Source organism: Acinetobacter sp. GW821-FHT01E09 (assembly GCF_059422385.1).
Genome location: NZ_JBWKWU010000001.1, coordinates 150224 through 174750, shown reverse-complemented (window position 1 = coordinate 174750; position 24527 = coordinate 150224). Strand labels below are relative to the sequence as shown.

Below are 24527 nucleotides of genomic sequence, written 5' to 3'. Positions count from 1 at the left end.
TATAAGTTAGTCAATTTAATTTCTAGGCTTTATTCAAATCCAAATTTAAACAAAGCCAAATCAATTATTTTAAATACAGTTGGTTTTGAGCCAATTCTACAGAAATTGCTCCCACGTTACCCGCACCTTGTGTTAATAACAAGTCATTCGCTTGTAACACTTTTTGTATCGCGTTCTGCAAATTGCCTTCCACTGGGTCAATCAAGATCGGCTCAACTTCACCACGCAGGCGAATACTCCGAGCTAATGAACGACTATCTGCACCAACAATCGGTTTCTCACCTGCAGGATATACTTCTAACAACAACAATTGATCGACTTGTGACAACACATCTACAAAATCATCAAAACAGTCACGAGTACGACTATAGCGGTGTGGCTGGAACATCATCACCAAACGACGATCTGGATGGCTGGCACGTGCAGCTTTAATGGTTGCTTCAACTTCTTTCGGGTGATGCCCATAATCATCTACAAGTTTTACAGTGCCTTCATCCAATTCAAACTCACCTTGAACTTGGAAACGACGACCTACACCACTAAAGCTTTCTAAGGCACGTGCGATCGCAGCATCAGACACACCTTCATCCGTTGCAATACCAATCGCAGCCAGTGCGTTTAGAATATTATGCAAACCTGGAAGATTAATGGTTAAACGTAATGGCTCACGACCTTTACGTAATACAGTAAAGCTTGACTGCATACCGACTTGTTCAACATCAATTGCTCGAATGTCATTGTCTTCATTAAAACCATAGGTCAATACTGGACGACCAATACGTGGCATGATTTCACGAATATTGGCATCATCACCACACACTACAGCCAAGCCATAGAACGGCATTTTCTGTAAGAATTTGATAAAGGTGTCTTTAAGTACATCAAAACTACCGCCATAAGTATCCATATGATCTGCATCAATATTGGTAACAATAGCCGCCATAGGCTCTAGATGTAAAAATGATGCATCTGATTCGTCTGCTTCTGCGACAATAAAACGACTAGCACCCAACGCAGCATTAACACCGGTACGGTTTAACAGACCACCGATCACATAAGTTGGATCCATGTTTTCTTCTGCCAACATGCAGGTCACTAAACTGGTTGTGGTGGTTTTACCATGGGTTCCTGCAACCGCGATACCATGACGATAACGCATCAATTCACCCAACATTTCTGCACGGCGGACTACGGGTATACGATTTTCAATTGCTGCTTTTACTTCTAAATTTTCAGGATCAATTGCAGTAGAAACAACCAGTACATTTGCACCTTTGATATTGTCTGCCGTATGTCCAATAAAAACTTTAATGCCGTTTTCTTCAAGTTGAACCGTTGTTTTTGATGCTTTAATGTCAGAACCAGAAACCTTATAGCCTTGGTTTTTCAATACTTCTGCAATACCACACATCCCAGCGCCACCGATACCCACAAAATGGATATGTTTAATACGGCGCATCTCTGGAATTTTAATTAGGTTTTTTGCTTTATCAGCAGGGCTTGTTGGAGACATAATCAACTCTAACTTACAAATCTTGAATTAAACCAACCACACGTTGTGTTGCATCTGGTTGAGCTTGTTGACGAGCTTTTACCGCCATTTCCATCAATAATTGGCGGTTCATCAACGGTGTTAGTAAATCCTTTAACGAATCTGGAGTCATGCTCTGCTGCGGACAGATTTTCGCAGCACCTGTTTTCTCCAAAAATCGTGCATTGGCAGTTTGGTGATCGTCCACCGCACTTGGTAATGGCACAAATACAGCCGCCACACCAGCCGTCGCCACTTCAGTGACCGTTAAGGCACCTGCACGACAAATAATTAAATCTGCGTTGCTATAGGCCAGTGCCATATCTTCAATAAATTGCTGAACCTCAACCTGTATATTTGCAGGCGCATCCGCATATAAAGTCTGTGTGGTCTCTTGTTTATTTTGCCCACACTGATGAAATACTTTTAATGGAACATCAAATTGTTTTAAGGCTTGAGGTACACATTCATTCAAGGCTTGTGCACCCAAAGAACCACCAACAATTAAAATATGTAAGGGTTCAGCCGCATTTTCGCGTTCTTTATAACGAAAAGAAGGATTATAAATTGCGGTAATTTCTGACCGTACAGGATTACCTGTCGTCACAATTTTTTCACTTTTCGGAAAAGTATCAGGAAATGCTTCGCAGACTTTTTTAGCAATTCTTGAAAGCTGGGTATTGGTAAAGCCTGCCACTGCATTTTGTTCGTGAATAATCACAGGAATACCCAACAGACGTGCAGCCAAACCACCCGGACCCGCAACATAACCGCCAAAACCAGCCACTGCATCGACATTGAGCTGTTTCATATAGCGCATTGCGCTCAAGGTTGCTTTTAAAATTTTAAAGGGTGCAGCCAATTTACGTACAATACCGTTGCCACGTACACCTTGAATGTCAATGTGATAGATTGGAATATCATGTTGTTTTAAAAGTCGATTTTCCATACCTGTCGGAGTCGCCAACCAAGACACTTGGCTGCCTTGTTGTTGCAATTCTTTTGCAACTGCCAGTGCAGGGAATACATGTCCACCTGTACCTGCCGCCATCATCATGATGTGTTTCGGTGTGCTTTGCTGGGGTTCGGTCACGGTCTAATTCTTCAATGCAAAAATAAATATTTAACGAATATCTTAAACAACCAATTGTAATCACAATCCGCTATGGGGAAAAGTTTATTTACTTTTTTTCACCAAGCCTTTCATTGTTTTTTTCTACTGATTTGAAAGTTTAAACTACTTTTATCATTAATCCGTTAAAAAAAGTGGAATTAAACGTTATTTTTTTATATTTCTCGATGATTTATCATTTTTATAGCCAATCGACAGCAAAAAAATAGAGCCGCGAACGACTCTAATTTTTTAGTTGAGATTTAGAATGCAGTATCCCAGCTTAAATTAAACTGACTGGCCGGCTTCCAGTACATTAAACAAATCATCTGCAATTGAAGTACCAAATTGATCATCAATTTCACGAATACAGGTTGGACTGGTGACATTGATTTCAGTGACATAATTTCCAATCACATCTAATCCAACAAAAACTAAGCCTTTGGCTTTTAAGAATGGCCCAACTTTGGCTGCGATGGCTTTGTCATTTTCAGTCAGTGGACGAGCTTCACCCAAACCACCTGCTGCCAAATTCCCACGCACCTCACCATTTTGAGGAATACGAGCCAAGCAATAAGGTACAGGCTCACCATTAATCATCAAAATACGTTTATCACCATCCACAATTTCAGGGATATAACGTTGTGCCATAATCGGTTGTGTACCATTTTCAGTTAAAATTTCAATGGTTGAACCAATATTGACCCCATCTTGATATAAACGGAAGATCCCCATTCCACCCATACCATCCAGTGGCTTAACAATAACGTCACCATGTTCTTTTAAGAATTCACGAATCAAACTTTGCTGTGAAGTCACTAAAGTGGGTACTTGTAGATCTGGAAATTGGGTCGCAAATAATTTCTCATTACAGTCACGCAAACTTTGTGGTTTGTTAATAATCCACACCCCTTCACGCTCTGCCTGTTCCAAAATATAAGTGGTATAAACAAAGTTCATGTCAAAAGGCGGATCTTTACGCATCAACACCACATCATAGGCCGCAAGTGACTCTTTGGCTTTTTCACCTAACTCATAGTAGTGATCATAATCTTCAAAAACCTGAAGCGGTGAAATCAAACCAAATGCTTTGCCTTGGTCAATATATAAATCTTGTTGTAATGCATAGCCTAACTCATGCCCTCGACGTGCAGCCGCCCATAACATTGCCATTGTTGAGTCTTTTTTCAGGTTTACACTTTCGATGGGATCCATCACAACAAGTACGCGCATATTGATGCTCTTATAAAATTTTGGATTGAATGCAGTATAGCGGAGAATCTGGTGTACTTTTTCGAAATTTCGCTAAACTCTTAGCAATTATTGTGAATATGATGATCGAAATGCAACAAGCCATTGTGGGATTTCATTTGGATGAGGAGCAACATTATGTTGCTGAACTTGCGTGTGGGCATCAACAACATGTACGTCATCTTCCGCCTTGGCAGAATCGTCCGTGGGTGTTGACAGAACAAGGACGGCAGGAAAAAATAGGCATGTTTTTAGCGTGTAAAACGTGTGATCTTCAACAAAATAGTTTATAAGTTGAATTAGTTTCTATTCGTCAATAAAAAGAGTTATTCAATGTCGAATCCACCTGACTCAGAGATTAAAAATTACTATAACGAACTTGCACACGACTACGATAACAACCGTTTTAACAACAGTTATGGGCAATATTTAGACCAACAAGAGCGTGCTTTTCTCAAGCGTATTCTCAGTAAAACAGCACCTACACATTGTATGGATATCGGTTGTGGTACAGGTCGTTTACTCGATTATGCCGATTACGGTGTAGATTTCAGCCCTGAAATGCTGAAAGTTGCTAGAGAAAAATATCCACATAAAATCTTGCTTGAAGGCTCTCTGACTGAAATTCCAATCAAAAATCATCAGCTTGAGATGATTTATAGCTTTCATGTGATCATGCATCAAGACCACGCAACCACAGAACAGTTTCTAAATCAGGCGCAGCAAAAATTAAAACCCAATGGCAAGCTTATTTTTGATTTCCCCTCCGCCAAACGTCGACAAGCTGTAAAGCATCAACAACAAAGCTGGCATGCTGCTCATCAAATGACAGTGGCAGAGATTGAAAAGCTGCTTGGCACTCAATGGAAGCTGGTTGAAAGTCAGGGCTTTTTATTTTTCCCTATCCATCGTATTCCAACGATTTTACGCCCACTGTTTAGAAGCTTAGACAACTTGATGTGCCGTTCATTTTTAAAAGAATATGCATCATACTTGGTTGTCGTTTTAGAAAAACAACTGTCAGTAAACAATTAGAATAAGCAGGTGGAATATGCGGCAATATTTACCCAAATCATGGAAACTGCTTTATCAGTTATTACGCAGGTATTGTCGTGAACACCTTTTCTCGAAGCTACCGTTTGCCTTAAAACATCAAGCACTGTGGCAAGCAGACCAGCAAATTTCAACCCAACAAAGCATCAAGATAAATCATTATTTTGAAAATAAAACCCATAACATTGATCTTGCGATTGAGGCCTTAAACGGTTTGGTCATTGAGCCAAATCAAATCTTTTCATTTTGGCATTTGGTAACAGCCCCGACGTTAAACAATGGCTATAAAACAGGACGTAATCTGGTCAATGGAAAAATTTCAGAAGATCTGGGTGGTGGGATCTGTCAAATTTCTTGTTTGCTCTATATCAATGCGTTAAAAGCGGGTTTAACCATCATAGAACGACATTCACATTCGATTGATATTTACCAAGAACATGAACGCTTTACCCCCTTAGGCAGTGATGCAACTGTGGTGTATGGCTATAAGGACTTACAGTTTCAAAATTGTTTAGATCAGGCACTACAGATTCAAATTTTCAGACAGCATGACTAACTGGTCGCCACCTTGGTCGCTCAGCAGTATTTAAAGGAATATACACTCAAATTTATTGTTGAAGATTCTAAAACCCATCGAATTGTCCGCACCTTGCAAGATCAAAAACAGATTGAGCAAAGTATCTACTTGCTCAATTCACCTGCTGATTAAGCTTATTTTTCTTGAAATTGTTGTTGGCTATTTTCTATCAGGTATTGATGTGCAGTCCGTGGATCCCGCGGTAAGGCCAGTTTGACACGACAACCCAACTCAATATCATCTTTTTCAAACACAATGATTTCAGCATCCAGCTCTATTGGACGACCAATTTCAAAATCGGTTTGATCTAAACTTTCTCCCAATAAGTCTGCATATTTCTTTTCTAAGTGGCCAATGGTTAAATCTTGAATCATGACTTTAATCGAGTATTGCTGTCTCGAACATTCAGGTTCACGTTGAATACGTGATTTCTTGATATAACTGTTCTCAGATGCTCTTAACATCAATTCATTGATTAATTTTTTCTGGGCGTGCACGTTGATATTTAAAACCAGCTCAAACTGTTCTAAACCTTTCCATTGAAATGGATATTGCCGAAAAAACATATCCCGCTCAAATTGGTAACGTTGCCAACGTCGTTGGTCGATATGTTTGACCAACATAATGCCAAGTACAGCAACCACGACGATTATCAATAGAATGAACATTAAAAATGGCACCTAATCCTTTATAGTCCATAAAAATAAGGAGCTTATGCTCCTTATCTTATCCTTTTTTTTAACTTATATACCATATTTCACACGGTAAGCTTCCATTTTTGCTAAAGCATCTTGCTCACCTTTAGCATCAAGATAATCCATTAAGTCTTTCATGTTAATTAAAGCGTGCACTGGAATTTCAAGTTCTTGTTGAACTTCTTGGATGGCAGACAATTGACCTTGCCCTTTTTCTTGACGATCTAGCGCAACTAAAACGCCTGCAATTGTCGCACCTGCATTTTTAAGAATTGTGACAACTTCACGAATTGCGGTACCCGCTGTAATCACATCATCAATAATCCAGACTTTTTTGCCTTCTACTGAAGCACCGACCAATACACCGCCTTCACCATGGTCTTTGGCTTCTTTACGGTTAAAGCCCCAAGGCACACTTACACCATGTACTTGTGACAAAGCCACAGCTGTTGCGGCAACAAAAGGAATTCCTTTGTATGCAGGTCCAAAGATCACTTCAACGTTGTTACATTGTGTTAATTTATCTGCATAACCTTGAGCTAAAAGCGATAATGCTTCACCATCGTTGAGTAAACCTGCATTAAAAAAATAAGGGCTCACACGGCCTGATTTTAAAGTAAACTCACCAAATTTAAGCACACCACGTGATAATGCGAGTTCGATAAAAGCTTGCGGGTTAAACTGAGCTGGCGTTGACATGAGGTGCTCCAAAATTCATACATTGAGGTTATGACTGCGCATGATACCAAAGAGTAGCTATCCAAGTGATCAAAAAATTTTAAGAGTTGTCTCAATTAACGTAAATGGCTTACGTTCATCCGTCACTAAAGGCCTACTTGAATGGATGGAAAAGTCAGATGCAGATGTGATCTGTATCCAAGAAAGCCGTATTACGCATGAACAGTGGACCGATAAATTTAAACCCGAAGGTTGGTTTACTCATCTGTTCCCTGCGGAAAAATCAGGCTATGCAGGTACAGCGATTTACAGTCGCTTGCCGTTTAAATCGATCCAGAATGGTTTGGGTTTTGAACTTGCCGATAGTCAAGGTCGTTTTATTAGCGCGGAATTTGATGTCGGTTTAGCCAAACCTGTGCACATCTGCTCGCTGTATTTACCTTCAGGTTCATCAGGTGATGAAGCACAAGCCCGTAAAGATCACTTCTTAGAAGAATATCGAAAAATTTTAAAACAATGGCGTGATGAAGATAAGTCAATCATTGTATGTGGCGATTACAACATTGTGCATAAACGAATCGATATTAAAAACTGGTCAGGTAACCAAAAATCGTCAGGTTGCTTACCGCATGAACGTGCTTGGTTAGATCATATTTATGATGAACTGGGCTATGTCGATACATTTCGTGAAGTCCGTAAAGAAGCAGAACTGTATTCTTGGTGGTCCAATCGTGGACAAGCGCGTGCGAAAAATGTCGGTTGGCGAATTGATTATCAAGCATGCTCACCTGACTGGAAAGATCGCACAGTCAATGCTTGGGTCTATAAAGATGAATGGTATAGCGACCATGCCCCTGTGATTATTGATTATCAAATTTAAACAGCCCTATGCTCAATTTTTAAATAAAAATTGAGCATTTTTGTGAACAAGTGTTCACTGATTATAAGGCAATAACTTACAAATTTTGTCGTGTTATCTTATATTTTCTTCATATCAACAAGCGCATTATACACGCACGGCACAGGGACATTGTCAGGATGACAGCAAAAGGATAGGACGCCGTAGGAAGAAAAGGAAATAAGTATTTTGAATATTTATTTTTCAAGGATGTGACATTGGACGTTGTAATGAGACCCGCATAATCAGGATGATTAGATGCGGGTTTTCTCTTTTTTTTAATTTCAATTTTCTTTAGTTTCAATTTTTTTATTTTTAGATTCAAATCATTTAATCAGCCAGTCTACTGCTCGCTTCAATAAAATATTAAGCGCAAATTGTTAAATTCTGATGACAGCAATCATGTCTTTTAAAATATTTTATCTATTCTTATACTGTACATATTGGCAATTTTGCTACTCTTTCTGTCAAATCAAACAATTGAATATTAGGTTAAGACATGTTGAAAATTTATGGAATCAAAAATTGTAACTCCATGAAAAAAGCTTTTGATTTACTGACTGAACTTGGCTTGAGTTACGAGTTTCATGATTATAAAAAACAAGGCATAGATGCAGAGACGGTTAAACAATGGCTCGATCATATTGGGCAAGATCTTGTACTCAATAAAAAAGGTACAACGTGGAAAAAACTCAGTGAACAAGAACAACAACTGGCTTTGTCGAGTGAACAAGCACTGATTCAAGCGCTTACCACACACACCAGTTTAATCAAACGCCCCGTGATTGATCAAAATGGCCAATATGTAATTGGTTTTGATGAAGATAAAATTAAAGCTTTAAAACTTACAGCATAAAAATCATCGAGCAACAAAAAGCCTGATCAATAGATCAGGCTTTTTGTTGTGGTGAATCAATCTGCTTAGTTTGCACGCACCCAAGTTTGGTTGCGACCTAAAGCAGAAATACCCATATAACCACGTAACTTTAACTGGTTACCAGCAAGTTCACCTTTGAGCTTATAGGTCTTGCCATTTTTAGGATCTAGAATCGTACCATTGTCATAGTTTTTACCACCAACATTTTTTAGACCATTGACAATCGTCACACCTTTCAATGATTTATTGTGGTAAGCACCTTCACATTTGGTACAAGAGTTTTCTTCACCTGGCGTTAAAATACTTTGAATTGTTGCCGTCAATGTTCCATTTTTTTGTTCAGTGAATTTCACAATTGCTTTTGGCTGTTTCGTTGTGTCATCAATTGTTTTCCAAACTGTTCCATTGAGTGGATCCGCAGCATTTGCAAGAACTGTTGCTGATAATAAGCCTAATGCAAGTACAATTTTTTTCATTGTTTTGTTTTCCCTAGTCTAATTGACACTTTATAGTATCAAAAATTTACGTCGAATTAGCAATTCTTGAATGTGACTATATAGTGTACCCTTGTAACAAATGTTGATAAATCAACAAAAATAAAGTCAAAAGTTTAACAATATGGAAGGAACATGAAGATTAACTCAGCTCTGAAACAATATCTTACAGAATCTATTCTTAAATCTAGCTTCAAATTTCCAAGTCGTTTCAATCTTCCTCCTGCAACTGCACGTTTTGGAATAGAACAACTTGCGCGTGTTTTCCCACAACGTAAAGATGTACAGATTCGCTCTTTACGCATTGCGGGGATTCGAGCAGAAGAAATTAAACCGCAAGCGCATGCGACTCAAATGATTTTTCATATTCATGGTGGGGCGTTTTTTGTCGGTTCAATCAAAACCCATCGTGCGTTTTTATCTGAAGTTGCTGCACGTACGCAAATGCAAGTTTTACATGTCGATTATCCGCTCGCACCTGAAAGCAAATTTCCTGAAGCAGGTGATGCGATTTATGATATTTATCAGCAACTTTTAGATCAAGGCGTACAAGCGAAAGATATTATTGTTTCTGGTGATTCTTGTGGGGCAAATCTGGCTTTAGCACTCGCTCTACGCATCAAACAAGAAAATAAACAACAACTCCCAAGCGCCTTAATCCTGATGTCACCTTTCTTAGACCTGACTTTAACAGGTGAATCTCTACGCTATAATCAGAAGCATGATGCTTTACTGTCAATCGAAGCGCTTGAATCTGGTATTGATTTTTACGTACCAAAAAACATGGATCGTTCTTTACCGCCACTTTCACCTATATTCGGAGATTTTGCAGGGTTGCCACCAACTTTAGTTCAAATTGGCTCTAAAGAAATTCTGTTGTCAGATGCGCAACGTTTTGAAGAGAAAGCCAAAACTGCAGGCGTGCAAGTCAATTACAAGCTGTATACGGGAATGTGGCATAATTTCCAAATGTTTAGCCCGTGGTTTGATGAAGCAAAACAATCTTTAGCAGATATTGCTGAATTCGCTCATAAAATTGATAAAGATTAATCCCAATATTGACCAAATGGTGAACAACAAGCGCTTTAAAAGCCAAACTGTTGTTCACCTTTAAAAATAAAATCATCCATTTAAACAAAATGAGCATTCACTAGAATAATAATTATACAATTCATTGGAACTATATTGCTTGTCAGATTTATTTTTAGGGGATTTTCCCAGTCCGAATAGACTCTTAACCTATACTACAAAGTTAATCACACTTTTTAAAATTATGTATATATCCTTCAAGTATTTACTTCAACTTTAGTTTGAGTTTAAGCCAATAAGTTGCTACATTCTAAGTATCAACAATAAAAATCCAAGTGTGGATGGATTAGATTATGCGTAATAAAATTTATTCAGAAAAACGACGTAAAATTCATTCCTTATTCAATCAAGTATTGAAACATTCTTTTATTGCCAAATTAATCCATAAAAACCAACTCAGTAATAATCTGGAAATCGACCCACATACAGGTATTTATAATCAGTTTGCAATTAATACCTATTTAAAAGAGTTACATCCTCAGACTGAATCAAATTTTGGTATCGTTTTACTCAGTGTGGATAACTGGTGTGAAATCAAGAATAAATATACTCTAAAAATCGCACATAAGGCTTTAGCCGCAATCGCCCAAGAGTTATTACAAAATATCCGTGAAACAGATCTTGTTGGTCGTTATAGCGAATCTGAATTTATTTTAATTCTCAGTGATGTTACTCAAGATCAAGCTCATCATATCGCAGATCGCCTATCACTTTTAATGAATCATTATGATTTAAAGATCAATAACAAAGTCATTCCACTTCAAACAAGTTGTGGTGCATCTGTTTCTAAACATGACAGCATGAGTAATGCGGTATTACAGCAAGCAGATCAAGCACTATATATTGCGAAAACCAATCGCAAAGCTTGTTATACGGGCACAGGTGTTTTATCTTAAAATAGCAGTATAATTAAAAATTAATTACACCACTATTTACTTTATATTAATAATAAAATACCCATTTATTAACAAATAAATGATAACAATTCTTTGTTTTAATAAATTTTAATCACTATAATTTAAAAATTTATTAATCAGTACTTAATGAATTACAGCTTAAAAAACCCTGGAATAATTATGAATGAAGGTATCAAATATAAGACTTAATCATTACTGGCAAAAGCTGAAACAACAATTAGATTCAAATATCATTATGAATTGGAGCAGTTTACATAAATGTATCTTGATTCTGTTCCTGACTGTTGCCCTTCATTTATCATGGATTGCGTGGAAAGTTTTTATTTTATTCAATCCAGAAACTTGGCAATGGGTCAATATTTCCTTGATTCGTTTACAACTTGTGGTCAACGCTGGCTCCACCCTACTGCTTTTTTTCCTGATCGCATTTTGTTATTTCTTTCAGAATAAAAAATGGGCAAATACCATCCTCCCCCATATCGTCATCAGTATTTTTATTATCTTAATGCTTGCTGATGGCTTTCTTGTCGGTATCTATAGTCCAGCCACTGTGTTTGCATTCGTGTGTATTTCTGGTGTGGGTTTAATCTTATTCAATAGAAAAATTATTTATCTGCAAATTAGTACCGCCCTGCTGTTCTATATTGCAATGATGTTCTGTACCTATTGGCGCATCATTCCGTACGCTCCAATTTTTAATGAACATATGTTGGAAAATAATCGGCATGACAATACCTTCTGGGTGGGAACGATGTTGTATTTTATTGTCCCTATTTTAATTGTATGTTTGATTTTATGTGAAATTTTGCTGTCTCAGTGGCGCTATAGAGAATCATTAATTAAAAAACTCAGTGAAACGGATCCACTGACCAATTTATATAATCGTCGTTTTTTTAATGAAAAGCTTGATGATATCCAAAATAAGCAAACCCACTACGCCATTATTTTGATTGATATTGATCATTTCAAAGAAATCAATGATTTATATGGGCATCATTTTGGTGATGAAGCATTGTGTCAAGTTGCCAAATTATTATCATCTCACATTCGTCAGTCAGATATTGTGGCTCGTTATGGCGGTGAAGAATTCATTATTGCCTTGCCTGGAACTTCTTTAAACATTGCTCAAGCACTTGCTGAACGCTGCCGATTGGCGATTCAAAACCAAGTGCTTGAATCGCTTGATCATCATTATGTTCAGCTGACCGCCAGTTTTGGTATTGCCACCTCGAATGACGATGACAATATCAGTAAAATTATTCATCTCGCAGACAAAGCGCTATATCGGGCCAAACAATCCGGGCGCAATCAAGTGCAGCTCTATCATGCTCAAATCAATGAAATAGCTTAAGCGGTATTCACTAGATTAAACTTGACTACGATATTGCTCTTCACACGCTACAAATCGAAATTCTGCATGAGCTTCTGCTATCCATTGTTGTACAGCAGGGACGGCTAATATCTTGTCGATATAGCGTTGACTGCTCGCTGATACGGCAATGCCATAACCGATGAAACGCATCACAACTGGCGCATAAAAAGCATCGACAATAGTAAACTCATCACCACATAAAAAACTGTCAGGGTGTGGTCGCTCCGACCATAATTGTTCAATCCGTTTTACATCGTGCTGTAGTTTTAAATTTTCCTGCCAAAGTTGTGCACCAATATGCTTTAAATCAGCATCTAAATTCATATCACAACAACTACGCAAAGCCATAAAACTACTATGCATTTCAGCGGACATCGATCTTGCACGCGCACGTTGTTTTAGGTCTTGAGGCCACAATTGTTTTTCAGGAAACTTTTCTGCCAGATATTCACAAATCGCCAAAGAATCCCAAATTAAAAAGCCATCGTCCTCTAAGGCTGGGACTTTGCCAGTTGGGTTTATTTTTAAAATACTTTGTTTAAATTGGCTGTCGACTTCAAAATGATCGAAAGGAATAAGATGCTCTGTAAATGGAATGTTGAAATGCTGAATCACCAACCAAGGACGCATCGACCACGTCGAGTAATTTTTATCACCAATAAACAGTTCTAACATTTTAATACTCCTGTGTTTATTGCTTATTTTCAACTCAGCATACACAAGATAAGACTGTTCTAAAAGTGTTTCGAAAAATGCTCGCTTTTAAAACAAATCAAGGAGTAGATTGACTACTCCTTGACGAGATATCAGACTGAATTGGTTAGAATAAGAATGCAACACCTAAACCAGCTTTATAACTACGGTCTCGCCCTTCCAAATCGACACCCACACTTCCATCAAGTTGGGTACGTTCATTGACCGCATAGATCAAACCAGAGCCTAGACCATACTTATAGTCTTGGCTCTCTGTTTTTGAATAAACAAACTCAGAGAATCCTGAAAGATTACCTGCAATTTTATAACCGACAGTAGGTACAGCGGTCACTGACCAATGCCCATCTTGCACAGCATAGTTCATGGTGATTCCAGTATTGACCAAATCGTTATACTGGTAAGCTAATGATGTGCCGATGCTATAAATATCATCTTCTTCACTAAAACCATCATTGCCCGTTGCAATCAAGGCTTGAGCCAAAATCGCCATAGATAATTTGTCATCTTTTAAATCGATGGCTTTTTTAATCCCAATAGAAACATCACCTAAGCCAGAGTCATCCTCTTTCATGCCTTTGTATTTGGTTTGTGTCCAAGCTGGACCCTGCCAGCCTAACTGTAATTCCATACTTGAGGTTAAACCAGTACGGAGCAGCATATCGCCATTGAGGGTGACAGTTTTTGCTTTTGCGCCATCTACTTTAGTTTCTGTATAGGTCGCACTTGGAAGACCTTGCTCCCAAGCCAATTGACCCACTGGCGTGATTCCTGTTCCGAAACCTGTTCCAGGACGATCAAAAGAAAATTCTGCTGCCATTGCGCTTATACTTAGACTCGAAGCAAGGGCTAATGTGATTCTATTTAAAATTGCCATATCAAGACTCAAAATTTACGATAATTCTTTGGACATTTTCGCACCGCGACTACGTAGTAACTCTAAAGATTCTTTCTCTTCAGGTAAAGCCTGAGACCAATCTATTTGATCAAATTCACAATCAAAGAACAAATCACTGATCGAAGATAAAATGGTTTTACCTTCTTCATCTTTGGTATTCGGATCAACCTTATGATCTAAAAGCTTGTCAATTGCAGGTACACAGGCTGCGCTTGCAGCATCCCACAATGGACCATAGCACTCTTCAGCATCCCACAAATAAAAATTTGCTTTGGCATTTATTAGAGCATCCAAGATATCTAAATGCGGTTGTAAATCTTGCGCTTTTTGTTCTGCTGTTAAAGGATCGCCCGCTTCATAAGCATCACAAATTTTTTCCCACCATTTAAACAATCCATCTGACCAAATTGAAACAGCTGGCCCTTTTTCAGGTTCCATAAAGTTAGGATCAAATCCATCTGCAAGCAAACGTTTGACTTGAGCAAGGTCTAAATCTTCTAAAGCCTGTATAAAGACTTGTTGTTGTGCTGATAACATGTTGATCTCACTATTCTATTCCTATACAGCATTATGACGAATATTTTTAAAATAGCTTTGAAAAATTTTAATCGTGTCGCTTTTATTTTATAAATGGCATTTATTGTTCATTTATGACAAAGAAGACAATCCATAACTCTTTTAGAACAATAAAATTGAAGACCATAAAAAAGCCCCGAAGGGCTTTTTATCAGATCATGCTTCATCTGCATCAGCAAGTTCTAGTTTTCCACCACGTGGATTTTCAATTTTTTCTAATACGTGCTCTAGGCTACGCTTTACGCGATCTATCGCACCGTGTAATGAAAGATCAATGTTTTTCGCTCGATGTTTTACCACGACTGGCTTCAAACCCGCTGCTTTGACCTCAATCATACACTGGATATCATCCGCCCCACCTTTGTCACCGTTCTCATCACTGATATGAACTGAAAACTGGGTAATACGTTCGCTATGACGTTGGAATTCTTGATTTAGCTCATCGCGTACGTAAGTAATTAAACGATCACTATTTCTAATATTTTTATCTGTACGGATTTCTATATTCATAAAAAACATCCTCTTTCTAATCAAAAAACGAGTGCAAAACTTATATTTACGGCACACTTTGCGCCTGCTGTATAAGACAGCTTTTCACCTACAATAAATTGGAACCGTAACTCCTCTATTGCAAAGATGAACACTTTTAACGATCTGCAGATAGGTGTTCTTATACATTCAATATCAGGCCATATTGGAAAATATGCAAGTAGATTTTTAACTTTTTTATGAAAAGAATATGAAAAATGACATCTTGTTACGTTACTTTATAATTAAATGATTTAATTAATTTTTTAATGATTAATTCCGACTAAAAACATCAACTATGTTTAATTCTTAAGCTTTTAATGGATATAAATTTTAAATCTTTGCTTTAAATATGCAACTCACGTTTTAAAACATTTCACCTCTTGATGTTTACATATTTATTTTCATTCCATCTAATTTTCGCTTTATTTTTATCTAAGAATCTGTATTCTTGAAGCGCTTTTCTTGGGGGAAAGGAAGAATTCATGAAACTTACACAAATTGCGGCTATCTGCGCAATCGCTTCAACTGCAACTTTGGCTCAAGCTGCGCCTGTTTGGCAAGATTTTAGTATTACTGGTCTTTATGGTGAAAACTATGAATTAACACCAGATGAGAAACAATCTACCATCACTTTTGAGTATGCTGCAAAACTTAAATACGGTGATTTCTTTGCTTTTGCTGACCGTACCAACAGTGATGGTCAGTCGGATACTTATTTTGAGGTTTCTCCACGTCTTAGCTTAGGCGCTGTTTCAGGAAAGAAACTTGAATTAGGCCCAATTAAAGACGTATTAATCGCGACCACTTGGGAAGGTGGTAAAGACATGAACAACTACCTATACGGTGTTGGTGTTGATTTAGCCATTCCTTATTTTCAATATGCGCAATTAAATTTCTACCGTGCCAATAATGAAATCCAAGAAGATGACTATCAATTGACATTTACTTATGGAATTCCATTTAAAATTGCATCTGAAGAATTCCTTGTGGATGGTTTCCTTGATTGGTCAACTGCAGAAAAAGATCAAGTTGCTCACTCAAGCGAGCTCAACTGGACAACACAATGGAAATGGAATGCGGGTAAACACATTTCTCCAGATACGCGTCTATATCTTGGTGTTGAACACTCTGTATGGCACAACAAATATGGTGTTCCAGGCAAAGATGAAAATAATGTCAGTGCTTTAATCAAGTATCATTTCTAATACTGAGCTAAATCCATTGTTCAGAAAGCAAAACTTCGGTTTTGCTTTTTTTATTGCCCTTAAAAATAAATCTTTTTAGAATACCTGTATAAATTTTCCATTGACCTGTCTTCATGAATTTTCAGATCCGCCCTGCCCAAGCTTCTGACCTAACTGAGATTATGCGTATTTATAATCATGAAATTGCAACAGGTTTAGCAACATGGAACAGCCAATTAAAGACTTTTGCAGATTACCAACAGTGGTTTCTAGAATTACAACAACAGCAATTTCCACTTTTTGTTGCTGAAGAAACAGCGACTCATGCCATTGCAGGCTATGCCGATTATGCAAGCTTTAGAGCAATCAACGGTTATCTATATACAGTTGAGCACTCTGTTTATATCGACCCAGAATTTACTCGACAAGGGCTCGGCAAACGCTTAATGCTGAAATTGATTGAACATGCTCAACAGCACAATATCCACGTTATGGTTGCTGCAATTGACCACGAAAATACTGGTTCGATTTATCTACACCAACAACTCGGATTTAAACAAACAGGTTACATGCCACAAGTCGGACAAAAATTTGGGAAGTGGCGTGATTTGGTGTTGATGCAATTAAATTTTGATTAAAATAGAGCAGTATTTATACACTATCAGTCGTAATTTTTTTTGTCTCTTTTTCAAAATCTATTGTATAACCATAAACAATATTGCTGAACTTCAGAGCGAATATCGATGAATAAAATGATAATCAGTCTATTGGCACCATTTGTACTGGTACTTAATACATCAAGCCATGCTGCTGACTACGATGAACAAAATATAAAACAGGGTTGTGCCAAACTCAGTCAATATCGTAAATTGGGACAAAAATTTTACGACCAGAGAAACTATAAAAAAGCGCTTGATCAGTTTCAAAGACAAGCATCTTGGAGTGCTTTTTGTCAGTCTGTGGGTGAAGAAGACACTGGCATTCGGGTTTCAGATAATGACATCGACATTGCCAATAATAATGTGGGTTTAACGTATAGCAAACTCAATCAGCCCTTATGGGCAAGAGCGTGGTTTCAAATTAAACCCACAAAAACCAGTCAATTTAATTTAAAAAAATTAGTAACACCAAAACCAAACAATGACTTAACAGGAGAATATGCCAGTTATGCAGGTTTTGGCGAATGGAATAATATCACCATAAAAAAGCGTGATCAGAAATATCTCATTCAATTCACTGGTCTATGGATGGGTGCTCGAAGCCTAATTTATGGTCCAAATATTGGCGAGTTTGAAACAGAAATGCCACTTCATGCCAAGAAAGCAAGCTATCGTTTTGAAAATTGTCAAATTGACATCAATTTCACTTATAACGCCTCTTTAGGCAATTTTATTGAAGTGGAAGAATTAAATGAACAAGCCGATTGTGGTTTTGGGATGAATGTTTCATCAACGGGCTATTATCAGAAAGTTGAGCCTCAATAAAATTTTGATTCGGCATTCGAAATAGTTTAGTTTGTTGCATTATATGCTTTAATATCCTTTACTTAATACATAATAATTGGGTGAAAAATGGCAAAATTTCTAAATACGAGCGGTACAAATTTTTTCTTAGAAGAATTGATAAAAAATGCAAAAGAAAGACTGATTTTAATTAGCCCTTATCTTCGGCTTAATGACCGTATCAAAGAATTATTAGAGGATAAAAATCGTTTAAAAATTGATATTCGGATCATTTATGGGAAAAGTGATTTACATCCTGATGAAATTAAATGGATGCAAAAATTAGATTATGTTCGAGTAAGTTTCTGCAAAAATCTTCATGCTAAATGTTATTTAAATGAAACAAGTTGCATTATTTCCAGCTTAAATTTATATGAATTTAGCCAAGTAAATAATAATGAAATGGGGATCTTAATCAATAAAGAAGATGATACTGACGTATATAAAGATGCCTATGAAGAAGCTCAACGTATCATTCGTATTAGCGATGAGGTTCGAATTTCTCTTGATGAAGTAAAAGCAGAAGAAGTGGAAGATAATTCAAAAGAGCTATTAGAAAATTCGAGTAAATTAACTTCCTCAAAACTTGCTGCTAAACATAAGCTTAAAACGCCTGAATTATTAGATAAACTTGTAGCAAAAGGTTTTTTAACTTTAAACGATGGCGGTAAACATTATTTGACTGAACAAGGTAAAACTGTGGGTGGAGAATTCAGATCAAGCCAATATGGTGGTTATTTTCTGTGGAATGAAAATACAGAAATCTAGACTATTTTCATGTGTATTCGTTTAGGCTTAATCGAATACTAGGGTTGAAAAGAATGAAGTTCTCACTATTCATTTTATAAGTTGAGAGCTTCATTCTTCATTAACCATCAAATCGCCACTAAATCACGGATCCCCTTTTCAGGCATTTCTTCACCGATGCCTTGTGCTACCACTTGACCACGCGCCATCACGGTATAGTTATCTGCCAATTCCTCGGCAAAATCATAGAATTGCTCGACCAGTACAATTGCCATTTCGCCACCATCAGCCAATTTGCGAATCACTCGACCAATATCTTTGATAATTGAAGGCTGAATTCCTTCGGTCGGTTCATCTAAAATCAAAACTTTCGGTTCTGATGCTAAAGCACGTGCAATGGCTAATTGCTGTTGCTGCCCACCCGATAAATCACCGCCACGGCGATGTTTCATTTCATCAAGGACTGGAAAAATTTCATATAAATGCTCAGGAACTTTACGGGTTTTTGCACCAGAAAATTTTGCCATGCCGATCAAAATATTTTCCTCTACAGTCAGGGTTGAGAAAATATCACGCCCTTGAGGAACATAGGCCAAACCCGCGCGTACACGCTGTTCAGGGCTCATTTTAGCAATGTCTTTGCCATCCAATAAGATTTGCCCAGACTTAATCGGTAAAATTCCCATCAAACATTTTAATAAGGTGGTTTTACCCACACCATTACGTCCTAGAACCACAGAACACTCACCAATCGGCGCAGCTAAATTCACATCACGGAGAATGTGACTGCCCCCATAAAATTGATTGACGTCTTTTATTTCTAGCATATTGCTCCCCTTAACGTCCTAAATACTTTTCAATCACATCTTCATTGGCCTGTACTTCCGCCAAGGTTCCTTCTGCAAGAATGGCACCTTGTGCAAGCACAGTAACTTTCTCACTAATGGTGTCGATAAAGCTCATATCATGCTCGACCACAACTAAGGTATGATTCTTTTTTAATTCCAAACATAACTCTGCTGTCCGTTCAGTTTCAGCATCGGTCATTCCCGCTACAGGCTCATCCAACAAAATCAGTTTAGGTCGTTGCATCAACAGCATGCCAATCTCTAGCCACTGCTTTTGACCATGTGATAACAATCCTGCAGGCTTTTGAATAAACTCTTGTAAACGAATCTGTTGCAAAGATTCATCCAAAGCCAACTGTGCATCGGGACTTAACTTACTGAAAAAACTTTTTTTCACGGTTTTGTCTTTTGGTGCAGCAAGGAGCAGATTTTCCATCACAGTAAAATTTTCAAATACAGTCGGTTTTTGAAACTTACGTCCAATACCCGCTTCTGCAATTTGTTCAGTACTCATTTTGGCAAGATCATAGTTTTGACCAAAAAAGGCAGAACCTTCGGTAGGACGTGTTTTACCGGTGATGACATCCATCAATGTGGTTTTTCCCGCACCATTTGGCCCAATAATGCAGCGCAACTCCCCTTCTTCAATGTAAAGAGACAAATCATTTAAAGCGCGGAAAGAATCAAACCATACACTGACTTTTTCTAAGTAAAGTGCAATGCCATGGCTGAAATCGGCACCTTCAGCTTTAGGACGACCATAGCCCTCACCGATTTGACCACCATGTTGCGAATTTAAGCCCAAATCTGACAATAGCTCTGACATTAATGATCCTCCTTTTTAAAGCGCGAAAGTAATCCAATCACCCCTTTAGGGAGGAAGATGGTTACAACGATAAATAATGCACCAAGGATCAATAACCATATTTCAGGATATGCAACAGTAAAATAGGTTTTAACTCCATTGATCAGACCTGCACCTAGAATTGGACCAATCAATGTGCCACGACCACCTGCTGCAACCCAAACCGCCATTTCAATCGAATTCACAGGATTCATTTCACTTGGGTTAATGATGCCTGCTTGTGGGACATACAAGGCACCAGCAATTCCGGCAATCACCGCAGAAAGAACCCATGCCGAGAGTTTGTACCACAGGGTGCGATAGCCTAAATATTGCAACCGGTTTTCACTATCACGGATTGCCCCCAACACTCGACCATAAGGCTTATTCATTAAACTACGTAAGCCGATAAAGCTGAGTAACAACACTAAGGCAGTAAGGAAACATAATGTTGCTCGCATAGAAGCAGAGGTAATATCCATCCCAAGAATGGTTTTAAATCCAGTAAAGCCATTGTTCCCGCCAAAACCTGTTTCATTGCGGAAGAACAACAGTGCAGCAGCAAAAGTCATGGCTTGGGTGATAATCGAAAAGTACACACCTTTAATTTTGGAACGGAATGCAAAGAATCCAAAGATAAAGGCAATCACGCCTGGTACCAAAATCACCAAAGCCAAAGCCCATAAGAAGTGCTGGGTTCCGACCCAGTACCAAGGCAGCTCAGTCCAACTGAGAAAACGCATAAAGTCAGGCAATTGCTCGCCTGCTGACTCTCGCATCAGGTACATACCAAAAGCATAACCACCCAAAGCAAAATATAACCCATGCCCTAAACTCAGGATGCCGGCATAACCCCAGACCAGATCCAAAGCCAGTGCAACCAAGGCGAGACACATGATTTTGCCAATCAAAGTCACCCAGTATGCTGAGAGGTGTAAAGCGGAATCTTGTGGTAACACATGAAACCACGGCAGAATCAGCATCACAGCGAAACATACAGCAATGGCGATTGCACTATAGGGTTTATCTGAAAGTAATGATGTGATTTTCATAGGCTTACTCCACAAAACGACCTTTGATAGCGAATAAACCTTGTGGGCGTTTTTGAATAAACAGAATCACAAGAACCAAGAGAATAATTTTGGCGAGCACTGCGCCCATACCAATTTCGAGAATTGTTCCACTCACACCTAAACCTAATGCGGCAAGCACAGCGCCCCAAACCTGACCAACGCCACCCACAACAACCACAAGGAAAGCATCAATAATATAGTTTTGCCCTAGGTCAGGTCCGACATTGCCGACTTGTGCCAAGGCACAGCCTGCCAGCCCTGCAAGTCCTGAACCCAGACCAAAGGCCATCATATCGATTCGTGCAGAGCGAATACCGACAGCACGCGCCATCTGACGGTTTTGCGTAACCGCACGGACGAATAGACCAAATCGGGTTTTATTGAGCAGGTAAACCAGTAAAAGTAATACAGCGATGGTGAAAACGATGATCGCGATACGGTTATAGGGCAGCATCAAACTAGATGTAAGCGAAATCCCGCCTGAAAGCCATGAAATATTTGATACTTCCACATTCTGCGCACCAAAAATCATCCGGACCAATTGCATCAAAATAAGGCTGACACCGAAGGTCGCCAACAAGGTTTCTAACTGACGGCCATACAACGGGCGAATCACGGTTCGTTCTATCAACATGCCAATCAAAGCACTGACTAAAAATGCTGCTGGAATTGCTGCAATCAGGTACCAATCCACATAAGCACCCAAATGGGTTTTAAAGAAACTTTGCACCACATAAGTGGTATAAGCACCGATCATGATCAACTCGCCATGTGCCATATTGATCACACCGAGTAGGCCATAAGTAATCGCCAGCCCTAATGCTGCAAGCAATAAAATACTTGCAGTACTGAGGCCTGAAAAAACATGCCCTGTCCATTCACTGGCTTGAATGCGGGTTTTAATACTACTTTGTGCACTGACCAATGCAGCCTTTAATTCTGGATTTAAATTTGGCTGTGTAAGCGCTTGTTCAATGATCGCCAGAACATCAGGACGACTAGAATCTTTTAGCGTTTTAACCGCCTGAATTTTGGTGAGTGTATCTGGACTATTAAAATCAATTCGTGCTTTTAACTGGGCTAAACGTGCCTTCACCTTATTATTTTTTTCATTGAGATAAAGTTGGTTGATGACCTTGATATCCAGTTCATCTAAATTGTTCTCCAAGATATCAATCGCAGCCAATCGCTGTGATGCATCTGTGGACTGTAACTTGATCTTCGCCTGACCAAAACTCAAGGCTTTGTGCAAGGTGTTGACCAACGTCACTTGATTTAAATCACCTGGCCAATCAGTAATTGCCTGTTCATCTGGATAACTGAACAGTTTATCTCCAGCTTTCATGATGTAGGTATTGCCCGAACTGTCGGTATAAAGCTCGTCGTTTTCAACATAAGCCACCAGCTTATCAAGTTCTTCAATACTTGCTGGCCATTGATTCAGCATCGCTCGACGCTTTGCAAAATCTGCACGTACAAATTTTTGAATGGCATCATCATTGCTTGCCATTGGCTGAGCGGATGACGATTGCGCTACTGGCACAGATTCAGCAAAAATCTGTTGAATAAGGAATAATTGAGAGATCGTAAAAAAAAGTGCTGCGAGTTTCAGTCTAAGTGACATGTGCAACTCCCCCTATTTTTGTTTAAATACAATGACCTTTAAAGTTGAGTCATCAGTTAAGCCCACTACACATGTAGCAGGCTTTTGGGGTCGTAAAGTCTTTATTTAGGAATGTACGGGCTCCATGGTTCCGCTTTGATCGGTTGAGGGCTCTTGTAAACCACATCAAATTGCCCATCACCACGAATTTGTCCAATCATCACAGGCTTATGTAAGTGATGATTGCTGGCATCCATACTTAAGGTATAGCCTGACGGTGCTTTAAAGCTTTGACCCGCCATCGCTTCACGGACTTTGTCCACATCCGTTGTTCCCGCTTTTTCAACGGCTTGTTTCCACATATTGATGCCAACATAGGTGGCTTCCATTGGGTCATTGGTCACCAATTTACTGGCATTGGGTAGCTTATATTCCACTGCATATTGCTTCATCTTATTGACGAATTCGGTATTCACTGGATTTTTCACAGACATGAAGTAGTTCCAAGATGCCAAATGCCCGACCAGTGGTTTGGTATCGATCCCGCGTAATTCTTCTTCACCGACAGAAAAGGCCATCACAGGAATATCTGAAGCTTTTATGCCTTGGTTACCCAATTCACGATAGAACGGTACGTTAGAATCACCATTGATGGTGGAAATAACCGCGGTCTTTTTACCCGCAGCGAATTTCTTAATGTTGCCGACAATGGTTTGATAATTACTGTGTCCAAATGGTGTGTATTCTTCCATGATGTCTGCATCGGCAACACCTTTAGACTTTAAGAATGCACGTAAAATTTTGTTGGTGGTTCGTGGGTAAACATAGTCAGTACCTAATAAGACAAAACGTTGTGCCTTACCTCCCTCTTCACCCATTAAGTATTCAACAGCAGGAATCGCTTGTTGGTTAGGTGCTGCGCCTGTATAGAAAATATTTTTAGACTGTTCTTGGCCTTCGTATTGCACTGGATAGAACAACAGACCATTGAGCTCCTCTACAACTGGTAACACTGATTTACGAGAAACTGAAGTCCAGCAGCCAAAAATGACAGCGACTTTGTCCTGAGTAATCAACTGGCGGGCTTTTTCAGCAAATAATGGCCAGTCTGATGCAGGATCGACGACAACAGGCTCAAGCTTTTTCCCCATCACCCCACCTTTGGCATTAATTTCATTGATTGCCATCAGTGCCGTATCTTTAAGCGACGTTTCAGAGATTGCCATGGTTCCAGACAGTGAATGCAAGATGCCCACTTTAATTGTGTCACCGCTTGTGGCAGTTGCCGATTTATTTTCTGCTGCGGGTTTCGCTTCCGTTTTATCTGCGGGCTTTGAGCAAGCTGTCAGCGCAATGCTCCCCATCATTGCCACAGCGAGAAGTGTTTTTGAAAACATTTTTTGTTGGAACATCATCTTTTTCTCTCCAAACCTTTTGGTGCATTTTTGAATGCGCGATTTTGCTTTT

General features: G+C 38.8%; 27 protein-coding genes and 1 pseudogene. 13 read left to right on the top strand and 15 right to left on the bottom strand.

What is annotated here, in order from left to right; genetic code table 11:
* Positions 1-64: 64 nt before the first annotated feature.
* The 3 genes from murC to gshB all read right to left on the bottom strand — a co-directional run bounded on the left by murC (position 65) and on the right by gshB (position 3875).
* Complete coding sequence (gene murC, locus AC07U8_RS00790) at positions 65-1513, bottom strand: UDP-N-acetylmuramate--L-alanine ligase (RefSeq protein WP_004818388.1); 1449 nt, start codon at positions 1511-1513, stop codon at positions 65-67.
* Positions 1514-1526: 13 nt separating this feature from the next.
* A complete protein-coding gene (gene murG / locus AC07U8_RS00785; RefSeq protein WP_096732595.1) occupies positions 1527-2624 on the bottom strand; it encodes an undecaprenyldiphospho-muramoylpentapeptide beta-N-acetylglucosaminyltransferase in 1098 nt (365 codons plus the stop codon).
* Between the two features lie 306 nt (positions 2625-2930).
* Positions 2931-3875 (bottom strand): glutathione synthase, encoded by a 945-nt coding sequence (gene gshB, locus AC07U8_RS00780; protein WP_209828440.1) that lies wholly within the window; start codon positions 3873-3875, stop codon positions 2931-2933.
* Between the two features lie 110 nt (positions 3876-3985).
* Here gshB and AC07U8_RS00775 point away from each other — a divergent pair, with 110 nt between their 5' ends.
* From AC07U8_RS00775 to AC07U8_RS00760, 4 genes are read left to right on the top strand one after another with little or no spacing between them, the layout of a single operon-like run.
* Positions 3986-4186 carry a DUF3565 domain-containing protein gene (locus tag AC07U8_RS00775; RefSeq protein ID WP_035371612.1) on the top strand — a complete coding sequence of 67 codons (201 nt, stop codon included), beginning with the start codon at positions 3986-3988 and terminating at the stop codon, positions 4184-4186.
* Positions 4187-4226: 40 nt separating this feature from the next.
* Positions 4227-4928: a class I SAM-dependent DNA methyltransferase gene (locus tag AC07U8_RS00770; protein WP_494737126.1), complete on the top strand. Its 702-nt coding sequence runs from the start codon at positions 4227-4229 to the stop codon at positions 4926-4928.
* Between the two features lie 16 nt (positions 4929-4944).
* Entirely contained in the window at positions 4945-5502 is a 558-nt protein-coding gene (locus AC07U8_RS00765) for a VanW family protein (protein WP_494737125.1), read from the top strand.
* A gap of 12 nt (positions 5503-5514) precedes the next feature.
* Complete coding sequence (locus tag AC07U8_RS00760; RefSeq protein ID WP_494737124.1) at positions 5515-5655, top strand: hypothetical protein; 141 nt, start codon at positions 5515-5517, stop codon at positions 5653-5655.
* 2 nt (positions 5656-5657) lie between these two features.
* On the opposite strand, the gene AC07U8_RS00755 is transcribed toward AC07U8_RS00760, so the two are convergent.
* Together AC07U8_RS00755 and pyrE are read right to left on the bottom strand one after the other, a co-directional pair.
* Positions 5658-6191, bottom strand: a complete 534-nt coding sequence (locus tag AC07U8_RS00755; protein ID WP_004718640.1) for a hypothetical protein — start codon at positions 6189-6191, stop codon at positions 5658-5660.
* Positions 6192-6266: 75 nt separating this feature from the next.
* Entirely contained in the window at positions 6267-6917 is a 651-nt protein-coding gene (gene pyrE, locus AC07U8_RS00750; RefSeq protein ID WP_353161645.1) for an orotate phosphoribosyltransferase, read from the bottom strand.
* A gap of 40 nt (positions 6918-6957) precedes the next feature.
* Between pyrE and AC07U8_RS00745 the strand changes: the two genes are divergently transcribed.
* Together AC07U8_RS00745 and AC07U8_RS00740 are read left to right on the top strand one after the other, a co-directional pair.
* The gene (locus tag AC07U8_RS00745; protein ID WP_004818376.1) at positions 6958-7776 is read left to right on the top strand and encodes an exodeoxyribonuclease III; all 819 of its coding nucleotides are present in this window, start codon (positions 6958-6960) and stop codon (positions 7774-7776) included.
* Between the two features lie 517 nt (positions 7777-8293).
* Positions 8294-8650, top strand: coding sequence for a Spx/MgsR family RNA polymerase-binding regulatory protein (locus AC07U8_RS00740; protein ID WP_034611235.1), 357 nt, complete (start codon positions 8294-8296; stop codon positions 8648-8650).
* A 65-nt stretch (positions 8651-8715) separates the two neighbouring features.
* Here the strand turns inward: AC07U8_RS00740 and AC07U8_RS00735 are convergent, their stop codons facing one another.
* Positions 8716-9147, bottom strand: a complete 432-nt coding sequence (locus AC07U8_RS00735; protein ID WP_034611232.1) for a DUF2147 domain-containing protein — start codon at positions 9145-9147, stop codon at positions 8716-8718.
* Between the two features lie 153 nt (positions 9148-9300).
* Here AC07U8_RS00735 and AC07U8_RS00730 point away from each other — a divergent pair, with 153 nt between their 5' ends.
* The 3 genes from AC07U8_RS00730 (at position 9301) to AC07U8_RS00720 (ending at position 12522) form a co-directional block, all read left to right on the top strand.
* Positions 9301-10215, top strand: coding sequence for an alpha/beta hydrolase (locus tag AC07U8_RS00730; protein WP_494737123.1), 915 nt, complete (start codon positions 9301-9303; stop codon positions 10213-10215).
* A gap of 332 nt (positions 10216-10547) precedes the next feature.
* Positions 10548-11150: a GGDEF domain-containing protein gene (locus AC07U8_RS00725; protein WP_096732581.1), complete on the top strand. Its 603-nt coding sequence runs from the start codon at positions 10548-10550 to the stop codon at positions 11148-11150.
* Positions 11151-11406: 256 nt separating this feature from the next.
* Positions 11407-12522 carry a GGDEF domain-containing protein gene (locus AC07U8_RS00720; RefSeq protein ID WP_494737122.1) on the top strand — a complete coding sequence of 372 codons (1116 nt, stop codon included), beginning with the start codon at positions 11407-11409 and terminating at the stop codon, positions 12520-12522.
* A gap of 15 nt (positions 12523-12537) precedes the next feature.
* Here AC07U8_RS00720 and AC07U8_RS00715 read toward each other — a convergent pair whose 3' ends face one another.
* The 4 genes from AC07U8_RS00715 to AC07U8_RS00700 all read right to left on the bottom strand — a co-directional run bounded on the left by AC07U8_RS00715 (position 12538) and on the right by AC07U8_RS00700 (position 15238).
* Positions 12538-13218 carry a glutathione S-transferase family protein gene (locus tag AC07U8_RS00715; protein ID WP_494737121.1) on the bottom strand — a complete coding sequence of 227 codons (681 nt, stop codon included), beginning with the start codon at positions 13216-13218 and terminating at the stop codon, positions 12538-12540.
* 145 nt (positions 13219-13363) lie between these two features.
* Positions 13364-14131, bottom strand: coding sequence for a transporter (locus AC07U8_RS00710; protein ID WP_004818363.1), 768 nt, complete (start codon positions 14129-14131; stop codon positions 13364-13366).
* Positions 14132-14146: 15 nt separating this feature from the next.
* The gene (locus AC07U8_RS00705; protein ID WP_034611217.1) at positions 14147-14689 is read right to left on the bottom strand and encodes an ankyrin repeat domain-containing protein; all 543 of its coding nucleotides are present in this window, start codon (positions 14687-14689) and stop codon (positions 14147-14149) included.
* 195 nt (positions 14690-14884) lie between these two features.
* Complete coding sequence (locus tag AC07U8_RS00700) at positions 14885-15238, bottom strand: HPF/RaiA family ribosome-associated protein (RefSeq protein WP_004718651.1); 354 nt, start codon at positions 15236-15238, stop codon at positions 14885-14887.
* 503 nt (positions 15239-15741) lie between these two features.
* Between AC07U8_RS00700 and AC07U8_RS00695 the strand changes: the two genes are divergently transcribed.
* The 4 genes from AC07U8_RS00695 to AC07U8_RS00680 all read left to right on the top strand — a co-directional run bounded on the left by AC07U8_RS00695 (position 15742) and on the right by AC07U8_RS00680 (position 18713).
* Entirely contained in the window at positions 15742-16464 is a 723-nt protein-coding gene (locus AC07U8_RS00695; RefSeq protein WP_004718652.1) for an outer membrane protein OmpK, read from the top strand.
* Positions 16465-16577: 113 nt separating this feature from the next.
* A complete protein-coding gene (locus AC07U8_RS00690; protein ID WP_096732573.1) occupies positions 16578-17081 on the top strand; it encodes a GNAT family N-acetyltransferase in 504 nt (167 codons plus the stop codon).
* Positions 17082-17186: 105 nt separating this feature from the next.
* Complete coding sequence (locus tag AC07U8_RS00685) at positions 17187-17927, top strand: hypothetical protein (RefSeq protein WP_494737120.1); 741 nt, start codon at positions 17187-17189, stop codon at positions 17925-17927.
* An 87-nt stretch (positions 17928-18014) separates the two neighbouring features.
* Positions 18015-18713: a phospholipase D family protein gene (locus AC07U8_RS00680; RefSeq protein ID WP_494737119.1), complete on the top strand. Its 699-nt coding sequence runs from the start codon at positions 18015-18017 to the stop codon at positions 18711-18713.
* Between the two features lie 107 nt (positions 18714-18820).
* Here the strand turns inward: AC07U8_RS00680 and urtE are convergent, their stop codons facing one another.
* From urtE to urtA, 5 genes and pseudogenes are all read right to left on the bottom strand, one after another.
* On the bottom strand, positions 18821-19519 hold the full coding sequence (gene urtE, locus AC07U8_RS00675) for an urea ABC transporter ATP-binding subunit UrtE (protein ID WP_494737118.1): 699 nt from the start codon (positions 19517-19519) through the stop codon (positions 18821-18823).
* A 10-nt stretch (positions 19520-19529) separates the two neighbouring features.
* The gene (gene urtD, locus AC07U8_RS00670; RefSeq protein ID WP_004718659.1) at positions 19530-20366 is read right to left on the bottom strand and encodes an urea ABC transporter ATP-binding protein UrtD; all 837 of its coding nucleotides are present in this window, start codon (positions 20364-20366) and stop codon (positions 19530-19532) included.
* Positions 20366-21436 carry an urea ABC transporter permease subunit UrtC gene (urtC, locus tag AC07U8_RS00665; RefSeq protein WP_494737117.1) on the bottom strand — a complete coding sequence of 357 codons (1071 nt, stop codon included), beginning with the start codon at positions 21434-21436 and terminating at the stop codon, positions 20366-20368. The genes urtD and urtC overlap by 1 nt, the downstream gene beginning before the upstream one ends.
* Positions 21437-21440: 4 nt before the next feature.
* A pseudogene (gene urtB / locus AC07U8_RS00660) lies at positions 21441-22955 on the bottom strand (urea ABC transporter permease subunit UrtB); the annotation flags it as partial.
* Between the two features lie 227 nt (positions 22956-23182).
* A complete protein-coding gene (gene urtA, locus AC07U8_RS00655; RefSeq protein WP_096735463.1) occupies positions 23183-24472 on the bottom strand; it encodes an urea ABC transporter substrate-binding protein in 1290 nt (429 codons plus the stop codon).
* Positions 24473-24527 lie beyond the last annotated feature (55 nt).